Consider the following 19,339-nt stretch of genomic DNA (forward strand, 5'->3'; position numbering starts at 1 on the left):
CGCGCGGGCGGCCGGCCGACGGCAGGGAGGTCCGCCGGCCGGCCGCGAACCGGTCACTCGGCGCGCAGGTTGTCCAGGTCGTGGCTGCCGGGGCTGACGCAGATCAGCACCCCGCGCACGTCGCGGCCGTCGCCGGCGCGGCGGCCACCGTCGCCAGCAGCCCGGCCAGGGCCAGCAGTACGCCGCTCAGTCGCCGCCTCATGCGATCCCCCCGGTGATGTCGTTGACGCAGCGCAGTACCGGGCGGGCGGTCAGCGCCGCCGGGTCCAGCGGCGCGTCGGCCCGTACCGTGAACGTCACCGACTCCCCCGGCAACAACGTCACCAGCGCCTCGTCCACCTCGGCGGAAGGGTGGAGCCGATCCGGGAAGAGGGTCAGGTCGCGCAGCACCGTCCGGGCGGTCACCCGGACCCGCTGCCCGCCGTGGACCGGCTCCACCGCCGCGTCGTACCGGGCCGCCGGCCAGTCGGCGTCGCGGTCCTCGGCGAAGAACCAGAGCGCCCGCTCGGCAGTGTCACCGGACTCGGCCACCAGCAGCTCCCGCCGGGCCTCCTCCGGCCGGGCCAGGTCCGCCGGCAGCGCCAGCGTCACCGACGCGTACGCCGGGACGTCGACCTGGGACTCCGTCTTGGCACGCGGCTCGCCGGCCAGGGTCAGCCGGGTCACCGTCACCGGCGCCTGCCACGGCTGCCCGGTCTCGTTCACCGCGACCAGGGCCAGCCCACCGTCGCGGGGCTGGACGGTGAGCAGCCGGTCGGCGTACGCCCGGCGCAGCGCGTACCAGAGCGGCTTGCGGCGGCCGTCGCCGTCGATCGCGGCCCACGAGGTGACCGGCCAGCAGTCGTTGAGCTGCCAGACGATGGTGCCGGCGCAGACGTCCCGGTGGGAGCGGAAGTGCTCCACCCCGAGCTGGATCGCCCGGGCCTGGTTGAGCTGGGTGAGGAAGTGCCAGTCGTCGAAGTCCGCCGGCGCCGGCAGGTGGGCGTCCAGCCCGCGCTGGAGCTTCGCGTCCCCGTCGGCCGCCTTCTGGTGGTGGGCCATCCCGGGCGAGTCGTGGGCGAGGGGCTCGTCGGAGAGCGACCGGCGCAGCGTCGCGTACGCCGGGGGCGCCTGGTAGCCGAACTCGGCGACGAAGCGCGGCACGTACTCCCGGTACTTCGTGTAGTCGTCGGTGTTCCAGACGTCCCAGATGTGGGTGGTGCCGTGGGCCGGGTCGTTCGGGTGCAGCTCCTCGCTGCCCGACCAGGGGCTGCCCGGCCAGTACGGCCGGGTCGGGTCCAGCTCGGCGACGGTCCGGGGCAGCAGGTCCAGGTAGTAGCCCCGGCCCCAGGTCCGCCCGGCCAGCGGCTCCTGCCAGTCCCAGTCGTGCCAGCCCCAGATGTTCTCGTTGTTGCCGGTCCAGAGCACCAGCGACGGGTGCGGGGCCAGCCGGGTCACCTGCTCGGCGGCCTCGGCGGCCACCTCGGCGGCGAACGGCTCCTCCTCCGGGTACGCCGCGCAGGCGAAGAGGAAGTCCTGCTGCACCAGCAGGCCACGCTCGTCGGCCAGCTCGTAGAAGTCCGTTGACTCGTACCGGCCGCCGCCCCAGACCCGGAGCAGGTTGATGTTGGCGTCGACGGCCTGGCCGAACCGGTGCGCCAGCCGGTCCCGGGTGATCCGGGTGGGAAACGGGTCGTCGGGGATCCAGTTGACCCCCCGGACGATCACCGGCCGGTCGTTGACGTGCAGGGTGAACGGGGTGCCGTGCGCGTCGGGGGTGGTGTCCAGGCGTACCGAGCGGAAGCCGATCCGGCGGGACCAGTCGTCCAGGGTACGGCCGTCGGGGGCGCAGAGGGTGACGTCGAGCTGGTGGAGGGCCTGGTTGCCGTACCCGTGCGGCCACCACAGCTCGGGGTCGCGAACGGCGAGGGTCAGCACGGCCGTGCGCTCCCCCGCACCGACGGTGACCTCGCCGGTGGCGCCGGCGACGGCGGCCCGTACGGTCAGCGGTGCGTCGGCCGCCCGCTCGATGTCGACGTGCAGCTCCACCCGCCCCTCGTTGCCGGTCACCGTCACCAGTGGACGGACACCGGCGAGCCGGGCGGTGGACCAGGAGTCCAGCCCGATCTCCTGCCAGATCCCGGCGGTGACCAGGGTCGGCCCCCAGTCCCAGCCGAAGTTGCAGGCCATCTTCCGGATGAACTGGAACGGCTCCGGGTAGGCGTTGGGCCGGTCCCCGAGCCGGTCCCGGTGCGCCTCGGCGTAGCGGTACGCCGAGTCGAACCGGACCGACAGGGTGTTCGGGCCGGGGCGCAGCAACGGCCGGACGTCGAATCGGTGACTCCGGTGCATGTTCTCGGTCCGACCCACCTCGGCGCCGTTGAGGGTCACGGTGGCGACCGTGTCCAGGCCGGCGCAGACCAGGTCGACCCGCTCGTCGTCGCCGGGCTGCCAGGCGAAGGTGGTCTCGTAGTGCCAGTCGGTGCGTCCCACCCAGGTCAGCGCCGTCTCGTTGGCGTCCAGGAACGGGTCGGGGATCAGGCCGGAGGCGAGCAGGTCGGTGTGCACGCAGCCGGGCACGGTGGCCGGCACCGCCCTGTCGACGATCTCCGCCGGCACCTGCGGGCCGGGGACGGCCCGCAGCACCCAACCCTCGTGCAGCGCTCGCTGACTCACGATTTCACCGCGCCTTCCATGATTCCGCGGACGATCTGCCGGCCGCCGATGAACAACATGACCAGCAGGGGGACGGTGGCGATGAAGGCGCCCGCCAGCACCCGCCGGTAGATGACGTAGTTGCCGCTGGCCAGATCGGAGATGGCCACCATCGAGGTCGGGTAGTCGGTGCCGCTCAGCGTGATCAGCGGCCACTGGAAGTCGTTCCAGGTGGCGACGAAGGTGAGCAGGCCCAGCACCGCCAGGGCCGGGCGGATCGCGGGCAGCACGATGCTGCCGTACACCCGCATCGTGGTGGCGCCGTCGACCCGGGCCGACTCGACCAGCTCATCCGGGACGGTGTTCACGATGAACTGCCGCATGTAGAACACCCCGAAGGCGGTGACCAGGCCGGGGGCGATGACCGCCAGCAGGGTGCCGTTCCAACCGAGCTTGCCCATCACGATGTAGAGCGCCACGATGCCGAGCTGGTTGGGCACGGTCAGCGTGAGCACCACGAAGAGCATCAGCGCGTTGTTGCCCTTGAACCGCAGCTTGGCGAAGGCGAACCCGGCCAGCGAGCAGAAGAAGAGCACCGAGGCGGTCACCACCACCGAGACGATGACGCTGTTGATCAGGGAGGCGGCGAAGTAGACGTCCTGGAGGGAGAAGACCTCCCGGACGTTGGTCATGAACTGGTTGCCGGGGACCACCGCCGGCGGGATCTTCGCCAGCGCGGCGTCGTCGCTGGTCGCGATGACGAACATCCAGTACAGCGGGAACGCGGCGAACAGGAACGTCACGGCCAGCAGCAGGTAGGTCCAGACGCCGGCCGGGGTGTCCTGCGGCGCCCGGCCCATCAGCGCGGGCCGGTTGCGGCGCACCTCTGCGGCAGGACGCGGTGGGGCGACGGCGGTCATTTGCGACCTCCCGACAGGCGGTTGGTGAGCAGGGTGTTGATCCCCGCCACGATCAGGATGATCAGGAACAGGGCCCAGGACATCGCGGCGGCGTAGCCGAGGTTGAGGTCCTTCCAGCCAACCTTGTAGATCAGCTGGGCGATGGTCTGCCACTCGCCGTTCGGCCCACCGGTGGCGGCCTGCGAGTTCAGGTCGAAGAGCATCGGTTCGGTGAAGAGCTGGAGCCCGCCGATGGTGGAGAGCACCACGGTGAAGACGATGACCGGCTGGATCATCGGCACGGTGATCCGCCAGAGCTGCCGCCACGGGCCGGCGCCGTCGATCGCCGCCGCCTCGTAGACGTCGCGGGGAATGGACTGCATCGCGGCCAGGTAGAGCAGGGCGTTGTAGCCGATCCACTTCCAGTTGACCATCGTGGCGATGGCGATCCAGGCGTGCGTCTTGTCGGCGCGCCAGTCGATCGGGGTGTCCCCGTCGAGGCCGAGCAGGCCGAGCACCCAGTTGGCCATGCCGAAGTCCCGGGAGAAGAAGACGCTGAACACCATCGTCGAGGCGACGATCGGGGTCACGTACGGCAGCAGGATGCCGACCCGCCACCAGGTCTGCGCGCGCAGCTTCCGGTTGAGCAGTGACGCCACGATCAGGGCGAGCAGCAGCTGGGGCACGGACGACAGCAGGAAGATGCCGAAGGTGTTGTAGAGCGCGTTCCAGAAGTCGTCGTCGCCGAACAGCCGGGTGAAGTTCTCGAAGCCGGCCCAGGCCGGCAGCGTGGGGTCGTCGAGCCGGTAGTTGCGCAGCGAGACCACGCCGTTGAAGACCAGCGGGAAGAGCCCGAAGACGATGAAGAGCAGGAAGAACGGGGCGATCATCAGATACGGCATGTACCGCATGTCGAAGCGGTACAGCCGGTTGCGCCAGGTGGTCCGCCGCTCGTCGGCCCCGGGGCCGCGGCGCTCAGGAGCGGCTCGGTGGTGCGACGGCGCGGCACGGGTGGTGGACATGGAACACACTCCAGGGCCGAAGAGGTGACGGGGGTACGCGCTCGTCGACCACCGGGGGTGCGGAGCGCGGGTTCCGGGCGCCGGCCCGGGCGGCGCCGACCGCCGTGGCCGGCGGCGCTGCTGGTCCGACGGGTGACCGGTGGCCGAGCGGGGATTCCGCCCCGCCACCGGTCAGCAGTCGGTCAGGACTTGCCGGCCTTCTCGGCCTCCTTGACCGCCTCCGCCCAGGCGGCGTCCGGCTTGAGGGTCCCGTTCTGCACCCGGGTGATCACGTTCTCCACCGCGACCCGGGTCGGGCCGTTCTTCTTCCCCAGGTACTGCGGGGTGAGGCCCTGCGCCATCTTCGGGAAGATCTGCCCGACCGGCGCGTTGTTGAAGAACGGGTTCTTGAACTCGGAGATCGCCGGGTCGGCGTAGAGCGCTGGCTGCGAGGGCAGGTTGCCGACCTTCTTGAAGATCTCGATCTGCTGCTCCGGCTGGACCAGCCACTCCAGCAGCTCGTACGCCTCGTCGACGTGCTTGCCCTGCTTCGGGATGGTCAGGAACGAGCCACCCCAGTTGCCGCCACCGCCGGGCACCGCGGCGATGTCCCACTTGCCCTGGGTGCCGGGGGCGGTGTCCTTGATGTGGCCGAGCATCCACGCCGGGCAGGCGAGGACGGCGAAGGAGCCGCTGGTGAAGCCCTTGTCCCAGTCGGCCTGGAAGCTGGCCAGGTTGGCCGAGAGCCCGGCCTGGATGGCCTTGACGGTGTAGTCGAAGGCGACCTTCGGACCCTGCTCCATCTGGAGCTGGTCCTGCTCGTTGTAGAAGCCGACCGGCTGCTGGCCCAGGATCGGGTTGAACAGGTTGGTGCCGGAGTCGATGAACTTCTTCTTGGTCTTGCCGGTGTACTGCTGGCCGACCTCGATGAACTTGTCCCAGGTGGGCCAGAGGGCGGAGACCTGGTCCCGCTCGGTCGGCAGGCCGGCGGCCTTGAACAGGTCGGTCCGGTAGCACATCGCCAGGCCGCCGACGTCGGTGCCGAGACCGATCTGGGTCTTGCCGTCGGCCGACAGCGACTGCTTCCACTTCCAGGGCAGGTACTTGCCCTCGTACGAGCCGGCGCCCTTGTCGAGCAGGTTGACGAACTTGTCGGACTGGCTGCGGAACTGGACCATGAAGCCCTCGTCGATGGCCGCGATGTCCGCGGCGCCCGAGCCGGCGACGAGCTTCTTCTGCAGGTCCTCGTGCTGGGCGTTGTACTCGCCCGAGTTGAGCTGGATCTTGACGTTGGGATGGGCCGCCTCGTACTTGGCCTTGAGGTCCTGGAGCCCGAAGTCGCCCCAGAAGTTGATCTTGAGCGTCACCGTGCCGCCTCCGGAGTCGGAGTCGGTGGTGCTCTTGCCGCTGCACGCAGCGACCATGAGCAGGCTGGCGGCACCGGCCACCGCCACGCGCGCCCAGTGGGTCCAGGACCGTTTCATGTCATCCTCCGCGCCAAATGGGAACGCTCCCGATATCGAGAGACGTTGACTGAACCGGATAAGTGAAGCCCACCGTACGGTTCGCCATCGACAGTGTCAACGGGCGGTTAACGCTGAGTCCGTCCCGTAACCTGCGGCCACCATTGGGAGCGCGACCATGCGTGGTGAAGCGCTCTCCCGGGCACATCGGGACGGCCCGGGCTGGCGCAGATGGGGCGGGGTAGGCCGTATGCTTAACCGTGCAAGCAATCGTTCAGTGCGGTGCTGAACGACGGCTCGGGCGGGTGAACCACCGATCCGGGCCGGGGTAGCGTGAGGGCCGCCGGTGATCCCGGCGCCGTGGGACCGGCCCGGGGGCCGCGAGAGAAGTGAGGAGCACGCCGGTGAAGCGGCCGACCATCGCCGACGTAGCCCGACGAGCCGGGGTGTCCAAGGGCGCGGTGTCGTACGCGCTCAACGGGCAGCCGGGCGTGTCCGAGGCGACCCGTCAGCGCATCCTGGCGATTGCCACGGAGATCGGCTTCAGCCCGAGCAGCGCCGCCCGCGCGCTCTCCGGCGCCACCGCCAACGCGGTCGGCCTGGCCCTGTGCCGCCCGGCCCGGATACTGGGCATCGAACCCTTCTTCATGGAGCTGATCAGCGGCGTGGAGGCCGAACTCTCCGCCCGGTCGTACGCCCTCACCCTCCAGGTGGTCGCCGACCAGCAGGCGGAGATCGCGGTCTACCGGCGCTGGTGGGCCGAGCGGCGGGTGGACGGGGTCTTCGTCTGCGACCTGCGCACCGACGACGCGCGGGTGCCCGCGCTGGAGGAGCTGCAACTGCCGGCGGTGGTGATCGGCGGCCCCGGGCACACCGGCAGCCTGGCCAGCGTCTGGTCCGACGACGCGGCGGCGCTGGTGGAGACCGTGGAGTACCTGGTGGCGCTCGGCCACCGCCGGATCGCCCGGGTCGGCGGCCTGCCCACGCTGCTGCACACCGAGATCCGCAGCGACGCGTTCGCCGAGGTGTGCCGGCGGCTGGGGCTGACCGACTCGTCCACCGTCTGGTCGGACTACACCGGCGAGGAAGGCGCCCGGGCCACCCGCCGGCTGCTCAGCTCCGCCAACCGCCCCACCGCGGTCATCTACGACAACGACGTGATGGCGATAGCCGGCCTCTCGGTGGCCCAGGAGATGGGGCTCGCCGTCCCCGGCGACCTGTCGATCGTGGCCTGGGACGATTCGCCGCTCTGCCAGCTGGTGCACCCGCCGCTGACGGCGCTCGGCCGGGACATCCCGGCGTACGGCGCGCACGCCACGCGGCAGCTGCTCCGGGTCATCGCCGGCGAGCCGGTGACCGGGCTGCAGGACGAGACCGCCCACCTCACGCCCCGCGGCAGCACCGCCCCGCCCCGGGCCCGATGAACCGGTTAAGCAATCACTGAACGACGCGGTCAGCGCGACGCCGAGGGGAACTCCGCGAAGTACGCCTCCACCCGCTCTGCGGTGGCCGGCCGGGCCAACCCGAACCCCTGGCCGTAGCGGCAACCGGCCCGGCGGGCGCGCTCCACGTCCGCGTCGGACTCCAACTCCTCGACCACCACGTCGAGGCCGAGCCGTTCGCCCAGGGTGACCACCACGTCGAGCAGCGGACGCTCCGCGCCGTCCACCGGCTGCGGCCGCACCTTGAGCAGGTCGATCGGCAGCCGGCGGAGCTGGGCCAGCGACGCGTGCTCGGCCTGGAAGTCGTCCAGCGCGGTGCGGACGCCCAGCGAGCGCAGACCCGCCAGCCGGGCCACCACGGTGGACAACTCGGTGCCCAGCCGCGGCTCGGCGACCTCCACCACCAGCCGGTCCGCCGGCACGCCGTGCCCGGCCAGCGTCGCGCTCACCCGGGGCAGCAGATCCACGGCCAGCAGCTCGCGCGGCGTCAGGTTGACCGCCATCCAGAGCCGCCGCCCCGCCGTCGACCAGTCGGCGAGCTGCCGGCAGGCCCGGTCGAGGACCCAGTCGCCCAGCTCGCCGATCAGGTCGAGATCCTCTGCCACCGGCAGCAACTCACCCGGCAGGACGGTGCCGAGCACCGGGCTGCGCCAGCGCAGCAACGCCTCGACGCCGACCGGCAACCGGTCGACCAGCCCCAGCACCGGCTGGTAGACCAGGTCCAGCTCCCCCCGGGCCGCCGCGCCGGGCAGCTCCCGTTCCAGGTCCAGCCGGCGGACCAGCTGCTCCTCCAGGTAGGCGTCGTACCACTCGACCCGGTTGCGGCCGAGCTGGACGGCGCGCCGGCGGGCCAGGTCGGCCTGGCGCAGCACGTCCTGCGGCCCGTCCCCGCTCAGCTCGGCCAGGCCGACACTGACCCGTAGCCGCACCATCTGGTCGGCGGTCGGCGAGGGCTGGGCCAGGGCAGTCACCAGCCGGGTGCCCAGCGCGTACGCCGGGACCGGCGCGGCGTCGGTGACCACGACGAACTCCTCCCCGGACAACCGGGCCACCAGGTCACGCGGACCGACCACGTCGCGCAACCGGCGGGCCGTGGTGACCAGCAGGGCGTCCCGGGTGGCCCGGGCGGCGTCGTCGACCGCGCCGAGGCCGTCCAGGTCGACCAGGAGCACCGTGCCCGGGTCGCGCCGGAGGCCGAGCGCCCGCAGCAGCTCCCGCCGGTCGGCCAGGCCGGTCAGCCGGTCGATGGCGGCCGCCCGGGCCGACTCCCGTCCCACCCGGCGTTTCCCGACGTCCCGTACGTGCAGCACCACCGCCCCGACCTCGGGCACCCCGCGCTGGTCACTCACCGTGGACTCGGTCTCCCGCCAACCACCGTCCCCGCCGGCCATCCGAGCCGCCAGCAGGGGCGACTCGCCGTCGGATCCGGTCGCCGCGAGCAGCGCCAACGCCGCGGGCGCGTCGTCCGGGTGCAGCAGGGCGGCCAGGGGCCGGCCGCGCACCGCGTCGTCGCGGAGCCCGAACCACCGGGCGCCGGCCGTCGAGAGCCAGGCCACCCGCAGCTCGTCGTCGAGCAGCAGGACCAGATCCCGGCCACCGGAGACCAGGGCCCGGAAGTGCGCCTCCCGGGCGGCCAGCCGGCGCGCCCCGCGCCGGTCGTCGGCGGCGGCGATCAGCTCCCGCACCACCAGCGGCGGGATGACCGCCAGCCCCAGCAGCACCTCGCCCGGCCGGAACGGTCCGAGCAGCCCCAGATGCAGCAGCGCGGCGAGCATCGCCACCGCGGCCGGGGCGGTGACCCGCGGCCAGGGCGGGGGCGGGCCGTCGCCGCGCGGCGAGTCGCCGGCCGACACCCGGCCCATCCCGGCGGCGGTGAGCAGGGTGCCGGCGATCAGCGGCGGCACCGCCGTCAGCACCGCCGGCTCCGGCGCCCGGCACGCCAGCAGCACCACCAGGTCGGCCAGCCCGGCCAGGGCGGCCGCCGCCCCGGCCCGGCAGAGCGCCGCCCCGGGCCGGCGGCGCCGGTCGGCGATGGCGCTCACCAGCAGCCCGGCCGCCCCGCCCGCGCCCAGCACGGTGACCACCCGGACCACCGCCGGCACCGGGCCCGGCGGGACGAGCACCCAGCCGGCGAAGAGCAGGGCGGTCCCGAGGCTGAGCACGTCGAGGGCCCGGCGCAACCGGACCCGGGGGGCCAGCCGGAATTGGCCGGGGAGCAGCAGCAGGCCGCCGCCGTACCCGAGGGCCGCGGCGGCCAGCCCCGCGGACGCCACCTCGGTCCGCTCGGCCGGCACCGCCAGCGGCAGCACCGCCACGGTCAGGCCGAGCACCGCCACGGCGGTGTCGAGCAGCGCGGCGGCGCGACGTCGGCGCGGAGCGGCGCGGCCGCTGCCCCGGGCGGTGGCCAACCGGGAGAGCCGGACCCCGGCCAGGGCGCAGCCGGACGCGCCGGCCAGCGTGGTCGCGGCGAGCGGGGGCAGCGCACCGGTGAGACCGACGCCGATCAGCAAGGCGACCAGCACGAAGACGGCGGCCACGGCGGCGGGTGGACGGCGGACGAGGTACGCGAGGGGCACGGCGGTCGCCTTCGTGAGGGGGACACGGGGCGGTGCGACGGTGCGGCGGTACGGCGGGTCGGACAGATATCCGACACACCAACCCCGCAACGAATGGCCCGGGGTGTCAGTAACGGCCTCCCGGAGTGACCCACGTCACCGCCGGCATGGTGGTGGTCACGGCCGTCCCGCCCCCACCGACCGGAAGCCGTCCGAGGTGGGATCATTCGAGGGTGAGCAGCGCCGATACCATCCGCTTCCGGTTCAACCAGGCCATCCTGGTCGCGGCGCTCGTCGCCCTGATCGGCACGCTGCCGCTGGCCGCCGCCGAGTGGTACCTGCTGCCGGTGCTGCTGATCCCGCTGGCCGTCGCGGTCTGGGCCTGGCGCGCCGGCACCGACGCCGACGCCCGCGAGCTGCGGCTGCGGGCCCTGTTCGGCGGCCGGCGGATCCCCTGGGACCGGGTCACCGAGCTGACCACCGACCCGCGTGGCCGGGCCGTCGCCCGGCTCGACGACGGGCAGGAGGTCCTGCTGCCCGCGGTCCGCGGCACCGATCTTCCCCAGCTGGTCTCGGCCACCGGCCAGACGTCCACTGAGCCCGGCGGGGCACCGACTCAGTAGCCGCCCTCGACCGTGTTGATCAGTGACTCCCCCGCCGCGTACCGGCGCAGTTGCTCGCCCACCAGCCGGTACGCCCGCGGCAGCAGGCCGCGCACCGAGCCGGCGACGTGCGGAGTGAGCAGCACGTTCGGCAGCTCCCACAGCGGGTGGTCCGTGGGCAGCGGCTCCGGGTCGGTCACGTCCAGCGCGGCCCGCAGCCGGCCGGAGGTGAGCTCCGCTACCAGCGCCTCCGTCCGCGCCACCGGACCCCGGGCGGCGTTGACCAGCAGCGCGCCGTCCGGCATGGCGGCGAGGAACGCCGCGTCGACCATCCCCCGGGTCTGCGGGGTCAGCGGCACCAGCAGCACCACCACGTCCGCCTCGGGCAGCAGCCGGGGCAGCTCGTCCACCCCGTGCACCCCCTCGGCCGGGCGGGCCGAGCGAGCCACCAGGGTGAAGCCGACGTCGAACGGGGCGAGCCGGGCGCGGACCGCCGACCCAATCGAGCCGGCACCCACGATCAGCACCCGCTTGCCGGTCAGCTCGTCGGTCGGCGTGACCGCGTCGTACGCCCACTCGCGGCGGGCCTGGGCACGGGCCATCGCCGGGAAGTTCCGCAGCTGGGACAGGATCGCGGCGACCACCCACTCGGCGGTGCCGGCGTCGTGCACACCCCGGGCGTCGCAGAGCGCCACCCCCTCGGGGACCCGGCCCACCCAGGCGTCCGCCCCGGCCGAGAGGAGCTGCACCACCGCCAGGTCGGGCAGCCGGTCCAGCATCGCGGTGGCGTCCCCGCCCGCGAGGAACGGCGGCACCCAGAATCGGACGTCCGCCGGGTCCGACGGCGGGCGCCCCGGATCGGTCCACGGCTGCACCGTGACGCCGGCCGGCACCTCGCCGAGCAGCCCGACACCGGCCTCGTGCGGAATCCATGCCTTCACGAGGGCCGACGATAGCGACCGGCGCCCGGCGGGGGTGGGCGGGTCGGCGAACGGCGGCGGCGTCCGACACGTCCGTGGTTGTCGGTGGCCCCGGACGGGTATAACCAAGGGTCGAGGCGCCATTGGGCGTGCCGTTACTCCGGAGACAGGTGGCCGATGACCGCGCCCTCCCCGGGCCGCCCCGCGCGATCGCCCGCCGTCGAGCTGTCGGCGCTGGCCGACCCCGCCCGGCTGCGCGCGCTCGCCGACACCGGCCTGGGCGCCGCGCCCGACGAGGCGTTCGACCGGTTCGCGCGGCTGGTCAGCGACCTGCTCGACGTGCCCGTCGCGCTGGTCTCGCTGGTCGGCGAGGACCGGCAGTTCTTCCCCGGAATGGTCGGCCTGCCCGAGCCGTGGGCGGGCCGCCGGGAGACTCCACTGAGCCACTCCTTCTGCCAGCACGTGGTCCACATCGAGATTCCGATGGTGCTGCCGGACGCCCGGCTCTACCCCCGGGTCCGGGAGAACCTCGCGATTCCCGAGCTGGCGGTCATCGCGTACGCCGGGATGCCGCTGACCGACCTGGACGGCCGGGTGCTCGGCTCGCTCTGCGCGATCGACAGCAAGCCCCGGGCCTGGACGGCCGAGCAGCTGCGTACGCTCTCCGACCTGGCGGCGGCCTGCTCCTCGGAGCTGCGACTGCGGATCGCGCTGGACAGCGCGGAGGAGGCCCGGCGGCGGGCCGAGGAGGCGCACGAGCGGCTCAAGCTGCTGGCCGGGCTGAGCGAGACGCTCGCCGGCACGCTCGACGTGGGGGCTGCCGCGGCCCGGCTGACGGCGGCGGTGGTGCCGCTGCTGGCCGACTGGGCCCTGGTCAGCCTGGTGGACCGGGAAGGCGCGCCGCGCAGCGTCACCGGGGTGCACCGGGATCCGGCGTGCGCCGCCGACGTGGCCCGCTTCGCCGCGCTGATGCCGACCCGGCTCGGCCCCGCGTCGGTCACCCACACCGTGCTGCGCACCGGGCAGCCGGTGCTGGGCAGCGCGGGCACTCTGGACGACGTCCGGCGGGCCAGCCCCGACCCGGAGATGGTCGCCCTCGCCGACCGGCTCGGCTTCGGCTCCCACCTGACCGTGCCGGTCCCGGCCCCCGGGCGGGCCGCGGTGATGGGCACCATGACGCTCGTCAACGCCCCGGGCCGGCGACCCTTCGACGACGGTGACCTGCACACCGCCCTGGACATCGGCCGCCGTGCCGGGCAGGCGGTCGGCAACGGCTGGATGTACGGCGAGCAGCGGCACGTCGCCGAGGTGCTCCAGCACAGCATGCTGCCGCAGCTGCCGGAGCTTCCCCTCGTCGAGCTGGCCGCCCGCTACCAGCCGGCCGCCGACCGGGTCGAGGTGGGCGGCGACTGGTACGACGCCTTCGTCCAGCCCGACGGGGACCTGATCATTGCCATCGGGGACGTCGCCGGGCACGACATCGAGGCCGCCGCCACCATGGGGCAGCTGCGCAACCTCGTGCGGGGCAACGCGTACGGCCGGACCGACCCGGTGGACGAGCTGATGGCCCGGCTGGACGGGGCGATCTCCGGGCTGCGGATCCGCACCGCCGCCACCGCGATCCTGGCCCGGCTGCGTCCCGGGCCCGCCGACACCCTCACGATCAGCTGGTGCAACGCCGGGCATCCGCCGCCGCTGCTGGTCGACACCGACGGCGCGGTGCGGGTGCTCGACGGCCGGCGGGAGCCGCTGCTCGGCTTCGCCCGCCCGGTCCGCCGGACCAGCCAGGAGGCGACGCTGGCCCCCGGCGACACCCTGCTGCTCTACACCGACGGGCTGATCGAGCGGCGGGACCGGCCGGTCGACGAGGGGACCGCCGAGCTGGTCAAGCGGGTCACCGGCACCGCCGAGCTCTCCCCCGCTGGCCTGTGCGACCTGCTGCTGACCGCCGCGGACAGCCGCGAGGACGACATCGCCCTGCTCGCGGTGCGGGCCCGCTGACGGTCGCCGCGTCCCCGGCTGTCGCCGGCGGGCCGGTGGGTCCGATTCCGCGGGCTAGGGTGGGGCGGGTGAGCGTCCTGCCCCCGTACCCCCGCACCGGCCGCGCCCGCGCGGCGCTGGCGGCGTCCTGCGCGGCGCTGCTGCTGACCGCCACCGGGTGCAGTTTCGGGCCGCCCGACCCGGACCCGGCGGGCAGGCCGCCCAACCTGCCCACCCCGTCCGCGTCGGCCACCTCCGGCGCCGGCCAGGAGGTGGTCGCCACCGTGCTGGCCAAGGGCCTGCGGGTGCCGTGGGGGATCGCCTTCCTGCCCGACGGCGCGGCCCTGGTCACCGAGCGGGACAGCGGGCGGATCCTCAAGGTGGGGCCGGAGTCCGGCCCCGAGGGGCTCACCGTCAGCCCGGTGCAGACCGTCCCGGACGTGGCCGCCGCCGGTGAGGCGGGGCTGCTCGGCATCGCCGTCTCCCCCGGGTACGCCAAGGACCGGACGATCTTCGTCTACTACACCACCGCGCAGGACAACCGGGTGGCGAAGCTGACCCTGGGCGGGACGCCGACGCCGATCCTCACCGGCATCCCCAGGGCGGGCAACCACGACGGCGGCGGCCTGGGTTTCGGCCCGGACGGGCAGCTCTACGTCAGCACCGGCGACGCCGGCGACCGGGACGCCGCCCAGGACCCGAAAAACCTCGGCGGGAAGATCCTGCGGATCACCCCGGCCGGGAAGCCGGCGCCCGGGAACCCGTTCCCCAACTCCCCGGTCTGGTCGCTCGGGCACCGCAACGTCCAGGGCTTCGCCTGGGACGCCGGCAAGCGGATGTATGCCGTCGAGTTCGGCCAGAACACCTGGGACGAGATCAACCGGATCGACCGGGGCGCCAACTACGGCTGGCCGACCGTCGAGGGGCAGGCCGGTGACAAGCGGTACGTCGACCCGATCGTGCAGTGGCGCACCACCGACGCCTCCTGCTCCGGCCTGGCCGCGGCGGCGCGGCTGCTGGTCACCGCGTGCCTGCGCGGCGAACGGCTCTGGCTGGTCGAGCTGACCGACATCGGCACCGTCCTCGGCCAGCCGCGCGAGCTGCTGACCCGCAGGTACGGTCGGCTGCGTGCGGTCGCCGCCGCGCCCGACGGCTCGATCTGGGTCTCCACCTCCAACCACGACGGGCGCGGCCAGCCAGTGCCCGAGGACGACCGGCTGCTCCGGCTGGTCTTCGCCGGTGGTGGCGCCGGCCGCAGCTGACCGGTCGCCGACCCCGGCCGACCGGCCCACGCGGGCGGTGACCGACCGGTCGTTGCGGCACGGACGGGCATCCGTCCCCCGGGTTTGCCAAGATCCTCGATTGGGCAGGTCAGAATCTCAGCATGGACGGTCAGGAGAACGAGCAGCGCGGGACCGGGGACCTGAACGCCCAGGACCGGCGTGAGCGACGCTGGCGACCCTGGCGACGGACGGCCGGACCGGCCGACGGATCCGGACGGGCCCGGCGGGCCGGGGTGGTCGCGGCGGTGCTGGCCGTCGGGCTGGCCGGGGCGGTGATCGGGGTGCTGGCCGGCGGCCGGGTGAACACCGACATCGGCCCGTTCCGCGCCTACCTGACCCTGGCCCCGGCCGTCGAGGGCGGCACCACGGTCGACATCCCGCCGCTGGGCGCGCTCCAGCTCGACAGCCACGACGGGCCGACCCATCTGACCGTCCGGCTGGGCGCGCTCGACCAGCGCCGTACCGAGGCGCTGATCGACGACCCGGCGAGCATCAGCCGGGCCAGCCAGTCCGCCGTCGAGGACGTCCGGAACGGGGCGATGCGGCTCGGCCTGCGTACCGTCGGCTCGGCCGTGCTGGTCACCCTGCTGCTGGCCGCCCTGGTCTTCCGGAACACCCGCCGCACCGCCTGGGCCGGCGGGGTGGCGCTGGCGGTCACCGCGGGCAGCCTCGGGCTCGCCGCCGGCACCGTCCGCCCCCAGGCGATCGAGGAGCCGCGGTACGAGGGGCTGCTGGTCAACGCCCCGGCGATCGTCGGTGACGCGCGGCGGATCGCCAACGACTACACCCGCTACTCCGAGCAGCTGCAACGCCTCGTCGGCAACGTCAGCCAGCTCTACACCACGGTGTCGGCGCTGCCCGTCTACGAGCCGGCCCCCGGCACCACCCGGGTGCTGCACGTCTCGGACATGCACCTGAACCCGACCGGCTGGCAGCTGATCCGCACCGTGGTGGAGCAGTTCGGCATCGACGCGGTGATCGACACCGGCGACATCACCGACTGGGGCAGCGAGCCGGAGGCATCCTTCGTCGGCTCGATCGGCCTGCTCAAAAAGCCGTACGTCTACATCCGGGGCAACCACGACTCGGCGCGGACAGCCGCGGCGGTCGCCCGCCAGCCCAACGCGATCGTGCTGAGCAACTCGACCGTCTCCGCGGCGGGGCTGACCATCGCCGGGATCGGCGACCCCCGGTTCACCCCGGACAAGGAGACGTCACCGGCCGGCAGCGGCCTCACCAAGCAGGTCGCTGACCAGGTCATCGGTGCCGGCGACCAGCTCGCCACGACCGTACGCAACTCGCCGAAGCCGGTGAACATCGCGCTGGTGCACGACCCGGCCTCGGCCGGCCCGCTCTCCGGCACCTGCCCGCTGGTGCTCGCCGGGCACACCCACGCCCGGCAGGTCTCCAAGCTGCCGCAGGTGTCGGGCAAGCAGCCGACCCAACTGATGGTGGAGGGTTCCACCGGCGGCGCCGGGCTGCGCGGCCTGGAGGGCGAGAAGCCGACCCCACTGTCGATGACGGTGCTCTACTTCGACCAGCAGAAGATGCTCCAGGCGTACGACGACATCACGGTGGGCGGCACCGGGCAGGCGCAGGTCAACCTCGAACGGCACGTGATCAAGGAGCCGGCGAAGGGCGCCCAGGTGCCGGTCACCCCCACCCCGACCCGGGGCGGGCCGGAGTCGACCAGCCCGACGTCGCCCACCCCGCCGAGCCCGACCTCGACCGGCTGACCGTCCCGCCGGTGCCGGTGGGACCGCGTGGTCCCCGACCGCGTGGTCCCCGACCGCGTGGTCCCCGGGCGGGCGGGACGCCGGAGCCCCGCCCCCGCCCCCGCCCGCACCGAAGTCACGCTCCGTAAGGTCCGGCCGGCCGACCCACCACCACCGCGGACGCTTTGCTCTGCTGCAGCCCAGGCAACAGTTGCCCACGGTGATCGGATCCGGCTCCGGTCGCGATCGGGCCGCTCACCTTTCCGCAGCTCACGGCGGTGTTGCCGATAGTGCAGCAGAGCAAAGCGTCCGGGTGACCACCTCCACCCCTCAGCGCCGCATCACCCTCGGTGACATATTTGCCGGTAACGCTGGGTACCCGCGCCGGCCGGACGCCACGGCAACGACCGGCGACGTCCGGGGACGCCGCAGCGGTGGCCGGCTATGACCGGCGGCGGCCGGCTACGGGTGGGGCAGCGGTCAGCGCAGCGAGAGCGCGGCCAGCGCGGCGTTGACGATGCTGCCGGGCAGCAGGTCGTGCAGCTCGTACAGCTCGCGGACGGTGCCGGACTGGCCGAACTCGTCCACGCCCAGCGGCACCGCCGGCGCCCCGAGCGCCGAGCCGAGCCAGGCCATCGCGTGCGAGGCGGCGTCGTGCACGGTCACCACCGGCGCCCGGTCGCCGAAGGCCGCCCGCAGCGCGCCGGGCACGCTCGGCACGGTCGCCGTCCGCACACCCTGGCGCAGGGTCCGCTGCCAGGCCCGGTAGAGCCGGTCCAGCGAGGTCACGTCCACCACGTGCGCGGCGATGCCCTCGTCGGCCAGTTCCGCGGCCGCGGCGAGCACCTCCGGCAGCACCGCGCCGGAGCCGGCCAGGGTGACCACCGGGGCGTCCGCCAGGTGCGGGTACGCCTGGTGCGCGTCCACCAGCCGGTACGCCCCGGCGACCACCTGCCGGCGCAGCACCGCGTCGCCGATCCGGGCCCGGGCCGCCTCGAAGGGCGCCTGGTCGATCGGGCGGGTGCTGAGCCGGAAGTAGTACGCCCCGTCCTCCGCCGGCGCGGCGGTGGCGGCCGGCGCGGCTCCCCCGGCGATCTGGCCGAGCGCGTCGCAGAGCAGCCAGTCCAGGCTGCCGGCGTACGCGGGTTCGATGAAGGTGACCCCGGGCAGCTCCAGGCCGACCGACGCGGTGATCGTCGACTGGTGGGCGCCGCCCTCGGGGGCGAGGGTGATGCCGGACGGGGTGCCGGCCACCACGAACCGGGAGCCGGAGTACGTGCCGTAGAGGAAGGCGTCCAGGCCGCGCAGCACGAACGGGTCGTAGACCGTGCCCACCGGCAGCAGCGGCTGCCCGGACAGGTCCCAGGACAGGCCGAGCTGGCCGAGCAGCAGGAACAGGTTCATCTCCGAGATGCCCAGCTCGATGTGCTGGCCCGACGGGCTCTCCGTCCAGCGCAGCATCCGGTCCTCGGTCCAGGAGCGCTGCTCGGTGGGGGCGAAGACGCCGGTCTTGTTGATGAACCCGGCGAGGTTGGTGGAGGTGGCCACGTCCGGGGCGGTGGTCACCAGGTAGGGCGCCACCTGCGGGTCGCGGGCCAGGTCGACCAGGACCCGGCCGAACACCTCCTGGGTGGAGACCGGCTTGTTGACCCGTACCTTCGTGGTCTCCGGGACGGTGACCCCGAGGGCCCGCTCGCGGGGCGCGCGGGACAGCGCCTCCCGGCGCTCGCCGGCCCGGATGCCCGCCTCCGACGCCGGGTCGAGGCGGTCCCACTCGGTGTCGGGGGTGAGGCCGTTCGCGGCCCGCAGCGCGTCGACCTGCTCGGTGCTGAGCAGCGCCGAGTGGTTGCGCGGGTTGCCGGCGATCGGCAACCCCCAACCCTTCACCGTGTACGCGAAGATCACGCTGGGCCGGTCGGTGACCGCGTCGCACTGGGCGTACGCGTCGAGCATCGCCTCCAGGTCGTGGCCGCCCAGATCCGTCACCAGCGGGCCCAGCTCGTCGTCGGAGATGTCCGCGATCAGCTCGGCGATGCCGGCCGGGGCGCCGTCGAGGAACTGCTTGCGCAGCGCCGGCCCGGCCAGCCCGAACAGCGACTGGTACTGCTCGTTGGGCATCCGGTCGATCCAGTCGCGCAGCGCCGCGCCACCCGGCCGGGCGTACGCCTCGGCGAGCTTGCGGCCGTACTTGACCTCCACGACGTGCCAGCCGGCGGCCTCGAACTGGCCCCGCCACTGGTTGATCCGGATGCCGGGGACGACCCGGTCCAGCGACTGGCGGTTGAAGTCGACCAGCCACATCACGTTGCCCAGCCCGGTGGTGGCCGGGTCGGCGACCGCCTCCCAGATGTTCCCCTCGTCCAGCTCGGCGTCGCCGATCAGCGCCACGAACCGGGAGTGCGGGCGCTGCCCGAAGTGCGCGTCGACGTAGCGGCGGGTCACCGCGGCGAAGAGCGGCGCCGCCGCGCCGAGGCCCACCGAGCCGGTGGAGAAGTCCACCTCGTCCGGGTCCTTGGTCCGCGACGGGTACGACTGGAGACCGGCACGTGCCCGCAGCTTCGGCAGGTAGGACCGGTCCAGGTTGCCCAGCAGGTACTGGATGGCGTGGAAGACCGGCGAGGCGTGCGGCTTCACCGCGACCCGGTCCTCGGCGTCCAGGTGGGCGAACCAGAGCGCGGTCATCGCGGTGACCAGGGAGGCGCTGGACGCCTGGTGGCCGCCGACCTTCACCCCGTCGCCCGTGTCCCGGTCGTGGTTGGCGGCGTCCACGATCCGGGTGGCGAGCCAGAGCACCCGCCGCTGGATCTCGTCGAGGACGTCGAGGTCGTGCTCGTTCACGGTGACT

12 protein-coding genes are annotated in these 19,339 nt (G+C 73.7%); 5 read left to right on the forward strand and 7 right to left on the reverse strand.

The features are described 5' to 3' along the window. Positions 1-198: 198 nt before the first annotated feature. The 4 genes from AC5RWQ_RS21150 to AC5RWQ_RS21165 form a co-directional block, all read right to left on the reverse strand. Complete coding sequence (locus AC5RWQ_RS21150; protein WP_494284414.1) at positions 199-2,655, reverse strand: glycoside hydrolase family 2 protein; 2,457 nt, start codon at positions 2,653-2,655, stop codon at positions 199-201. Further along, on the reverse strand, positions 2,652-3,494 hold the full coding sequence (locus AC5RWQ_RS21155; protein ID WP_420883948.1) for a carbohydrate ABC transporter permease: 843 nt from the start codon (positions 3,492-3,494) through the stop codon (positions 2,652-2,654). The genes AC5RWQ_RS21150 and AC5RWQ_RS21155 overlap by 4 nt, the downstream gene beginning before the upstream one ends. Before the next feature lie 56 nt (positions 3,495-3,550). Continuing rightward, positions 3,551-4,555, reverse strand: coding sequence for a carbohydrate ABC transporter permease (locus tag AC5RWQ_RS21160; RefSeq protein ID WP_494284415.1), 1,005 nt, complete (start codon positions 4,553-4,555; stop codon positions 3,551-3,553). A 182-nt stretch (positions 4,556-4,737) separates the two neighbouring features. Next, positions 4,738-6,018, reverse strand: coding sequence for an ABC transporter substrate-binding protein (locus AC5RWQ_RS21165; protein ID WP_494284416.1), 1,281 nt, complete (start codon positions 6,016-6,018; stop codon positions 4,738-4,740). A gap of 383 nt (positions 6,019-6,401) precedes the next feature. On the opposite strand from AC5RWQ_RS21165, the gene AC5RWQ_RS21170 reads away from it, so the two are divergent. After that, positions 6,402-7,421: a LacI family DNA-binding transcriptional regulator gene (locus AC5RWQ_RS21170; RefSeq protein ID WP_494284417.1), complete on the forward strand. Its 1,020-nt coding sequence runs from the start codon at positions 6,402-6,404 to the stop codon at positions 7,419-7,421. A 29-nt stretch (positions 7,422-7,450) separates the two neighbouring features. On the opposite strand, the gene AC5RWQ_RS21175 is transcribed toward AC5RWQ_RS21170, so the two are convergent. Further along, complete coding sequence (locus tag AC5RWQ_RS21175; RefSeq protein ID WP_494284418.1) at positions 7,451-10,015, reverse strand: putative bifunctional diguanylate cyclase/phosphodiesterase; 2,565 nt, start codon at positions 10,013-10,015, stop codon at positions 7,451-7,453. A 212-nt stretch (positions 10,016-10,227) separates the two neighbouring features. Between AC5RWQ_RS21175 and AC5RWQ_RS21180 the strand changes: the two genes are divergently transcribed. Next, complete coding sequence (locus tag AC5RWQ_RS21180) at positions 10,228-10,617, forward strand: PH domain-containing protein (RefSeq protein WP_494284419.1); 390 nt, start codon at positions 10,228-10,230, stop codon at positions 10,615-10,617. Here AC5RWQ_RS21180 and AC5RWQ_RS21185 read toward each other — a convergent pair. Then, positions 10,611-11,537 (reverse strand): 2-hydroxyacid dehydrogenase, encoded by a 927-nt coding sequence (locus tag AC5RWQ_RS21185; protein WP_494284420.1) that lies wholly within the window; start codon positions 11,535-11,537, stop codon positions 10,611-10,613. The two genes, AC5RWQ_RS21180 and AC5RWQ_RS21185, sit on opposite strands and share 7 nt — an antisense overlap. A gap of 156 nt (positions 11,538-11,693) precedes the next feature. Here AC5RWQ_RS21185 and AC5RWQ_RS21190 point away from each other — a divergent pair, with 156 nt between their 5' ends. The 3 genes from AC5RWQ_RS21190 (at position 11,694) to AC5RWQ_RS21200 (ending at position 16,515) form a co-directional block, all read left to right on the forward strand. Then, a complete protein-coding gene (locus tag AC5RWQ_RS21190; RefSeq protein WP_494284421.1) occupies positions 11,694-13,517 on the forward strand; it encodes a GAF domain-containing SpoIIE family protein phosphatase in 1,824 nt (607 codons plus the stop codon). Between the two features lie 59 nt (positions 13,518-13,576). After that, a complete protein-coding gene (locus tag AC5RWQ_RS21195; protein WP_494284422.1) occupies positions 13,577-14,758 on the forward strand; it encodes a PQQ-dependent sugar dehydrogenase in 1,182 nt (393 codons plus the stop codon). Positions 14,759-14,880: 122 nt separating this feature from the next. Continuing rightward, positions 14,881-16,515, forward strand: a complete 1,635-nt coding sequence (locus AC5RWQ_RS21200; RefSeq protein WP_494284423.1) for a metallophosphoesterase — start codon at positions 14,881-14,883, stop codon at positions 16,513-16,515. 459 nt (positions 16,516-16,974) lie between these two features. Here the strand turns inward: AC5RWQ_RS21200 and AC5RWQ_RS21205 are convergent, their stop codons facing one another. Then, positions 16,975-19,332: a thiamine pyrophosphate-binding protein gene (locus AC5RWQ_RS21205; protein ID WP_494284424.1), complete on the reverse strand. Its 2,358-nt coding sequence runs from the start codon at positions 19,330-19,332 to the stop codon at positions 16,975-16,977. Positions 19,333-19,339: the final 7 nt, after the last annotated feature.

The organism is Micromonospora sp. BS32 (genome assembly GCF_059089345.1).

Coding starts and splice junctions, on each gene's coding strand:
- AC5RWQ_RS21155 (WP_420883948.1), bottom strand. CDS start 3,494: ATGGGCCGGGCGCCGCAGGACACCCCGGCCGGCGTCTGGACCTACCTG.
- AC5RWQ_RS21160 (WP_494284415.1), bottom strand. CDS start 4,555: ATGTCCACCACCCGTGCCGCGCCGTCGCACCACCGAGCCGCTCCTGAG.
- AC5RWQ_RS21165 (WP_494284416.1), bottom strand. CDS start 6,018: ATGAAACGGTCCTGGACCCACTGGGCGCGCGTGGCGGTGGCCGGTGCC.
- AC5RWQ_RS21190 (WP_494284421.1), top strand. CDS start 11,694: ATGACCGCGCCCTCCCCGGGCCGCCCCGCGCGATCGCCCGCCGTCGAG.
- AC5RWQ_RS21200 (WP_494284423.1), top strand. CDS start 14,881: ATGGACGGTCAGGAGAACGAGCAGCGCGGGACCGGGGACCTGAACGCC.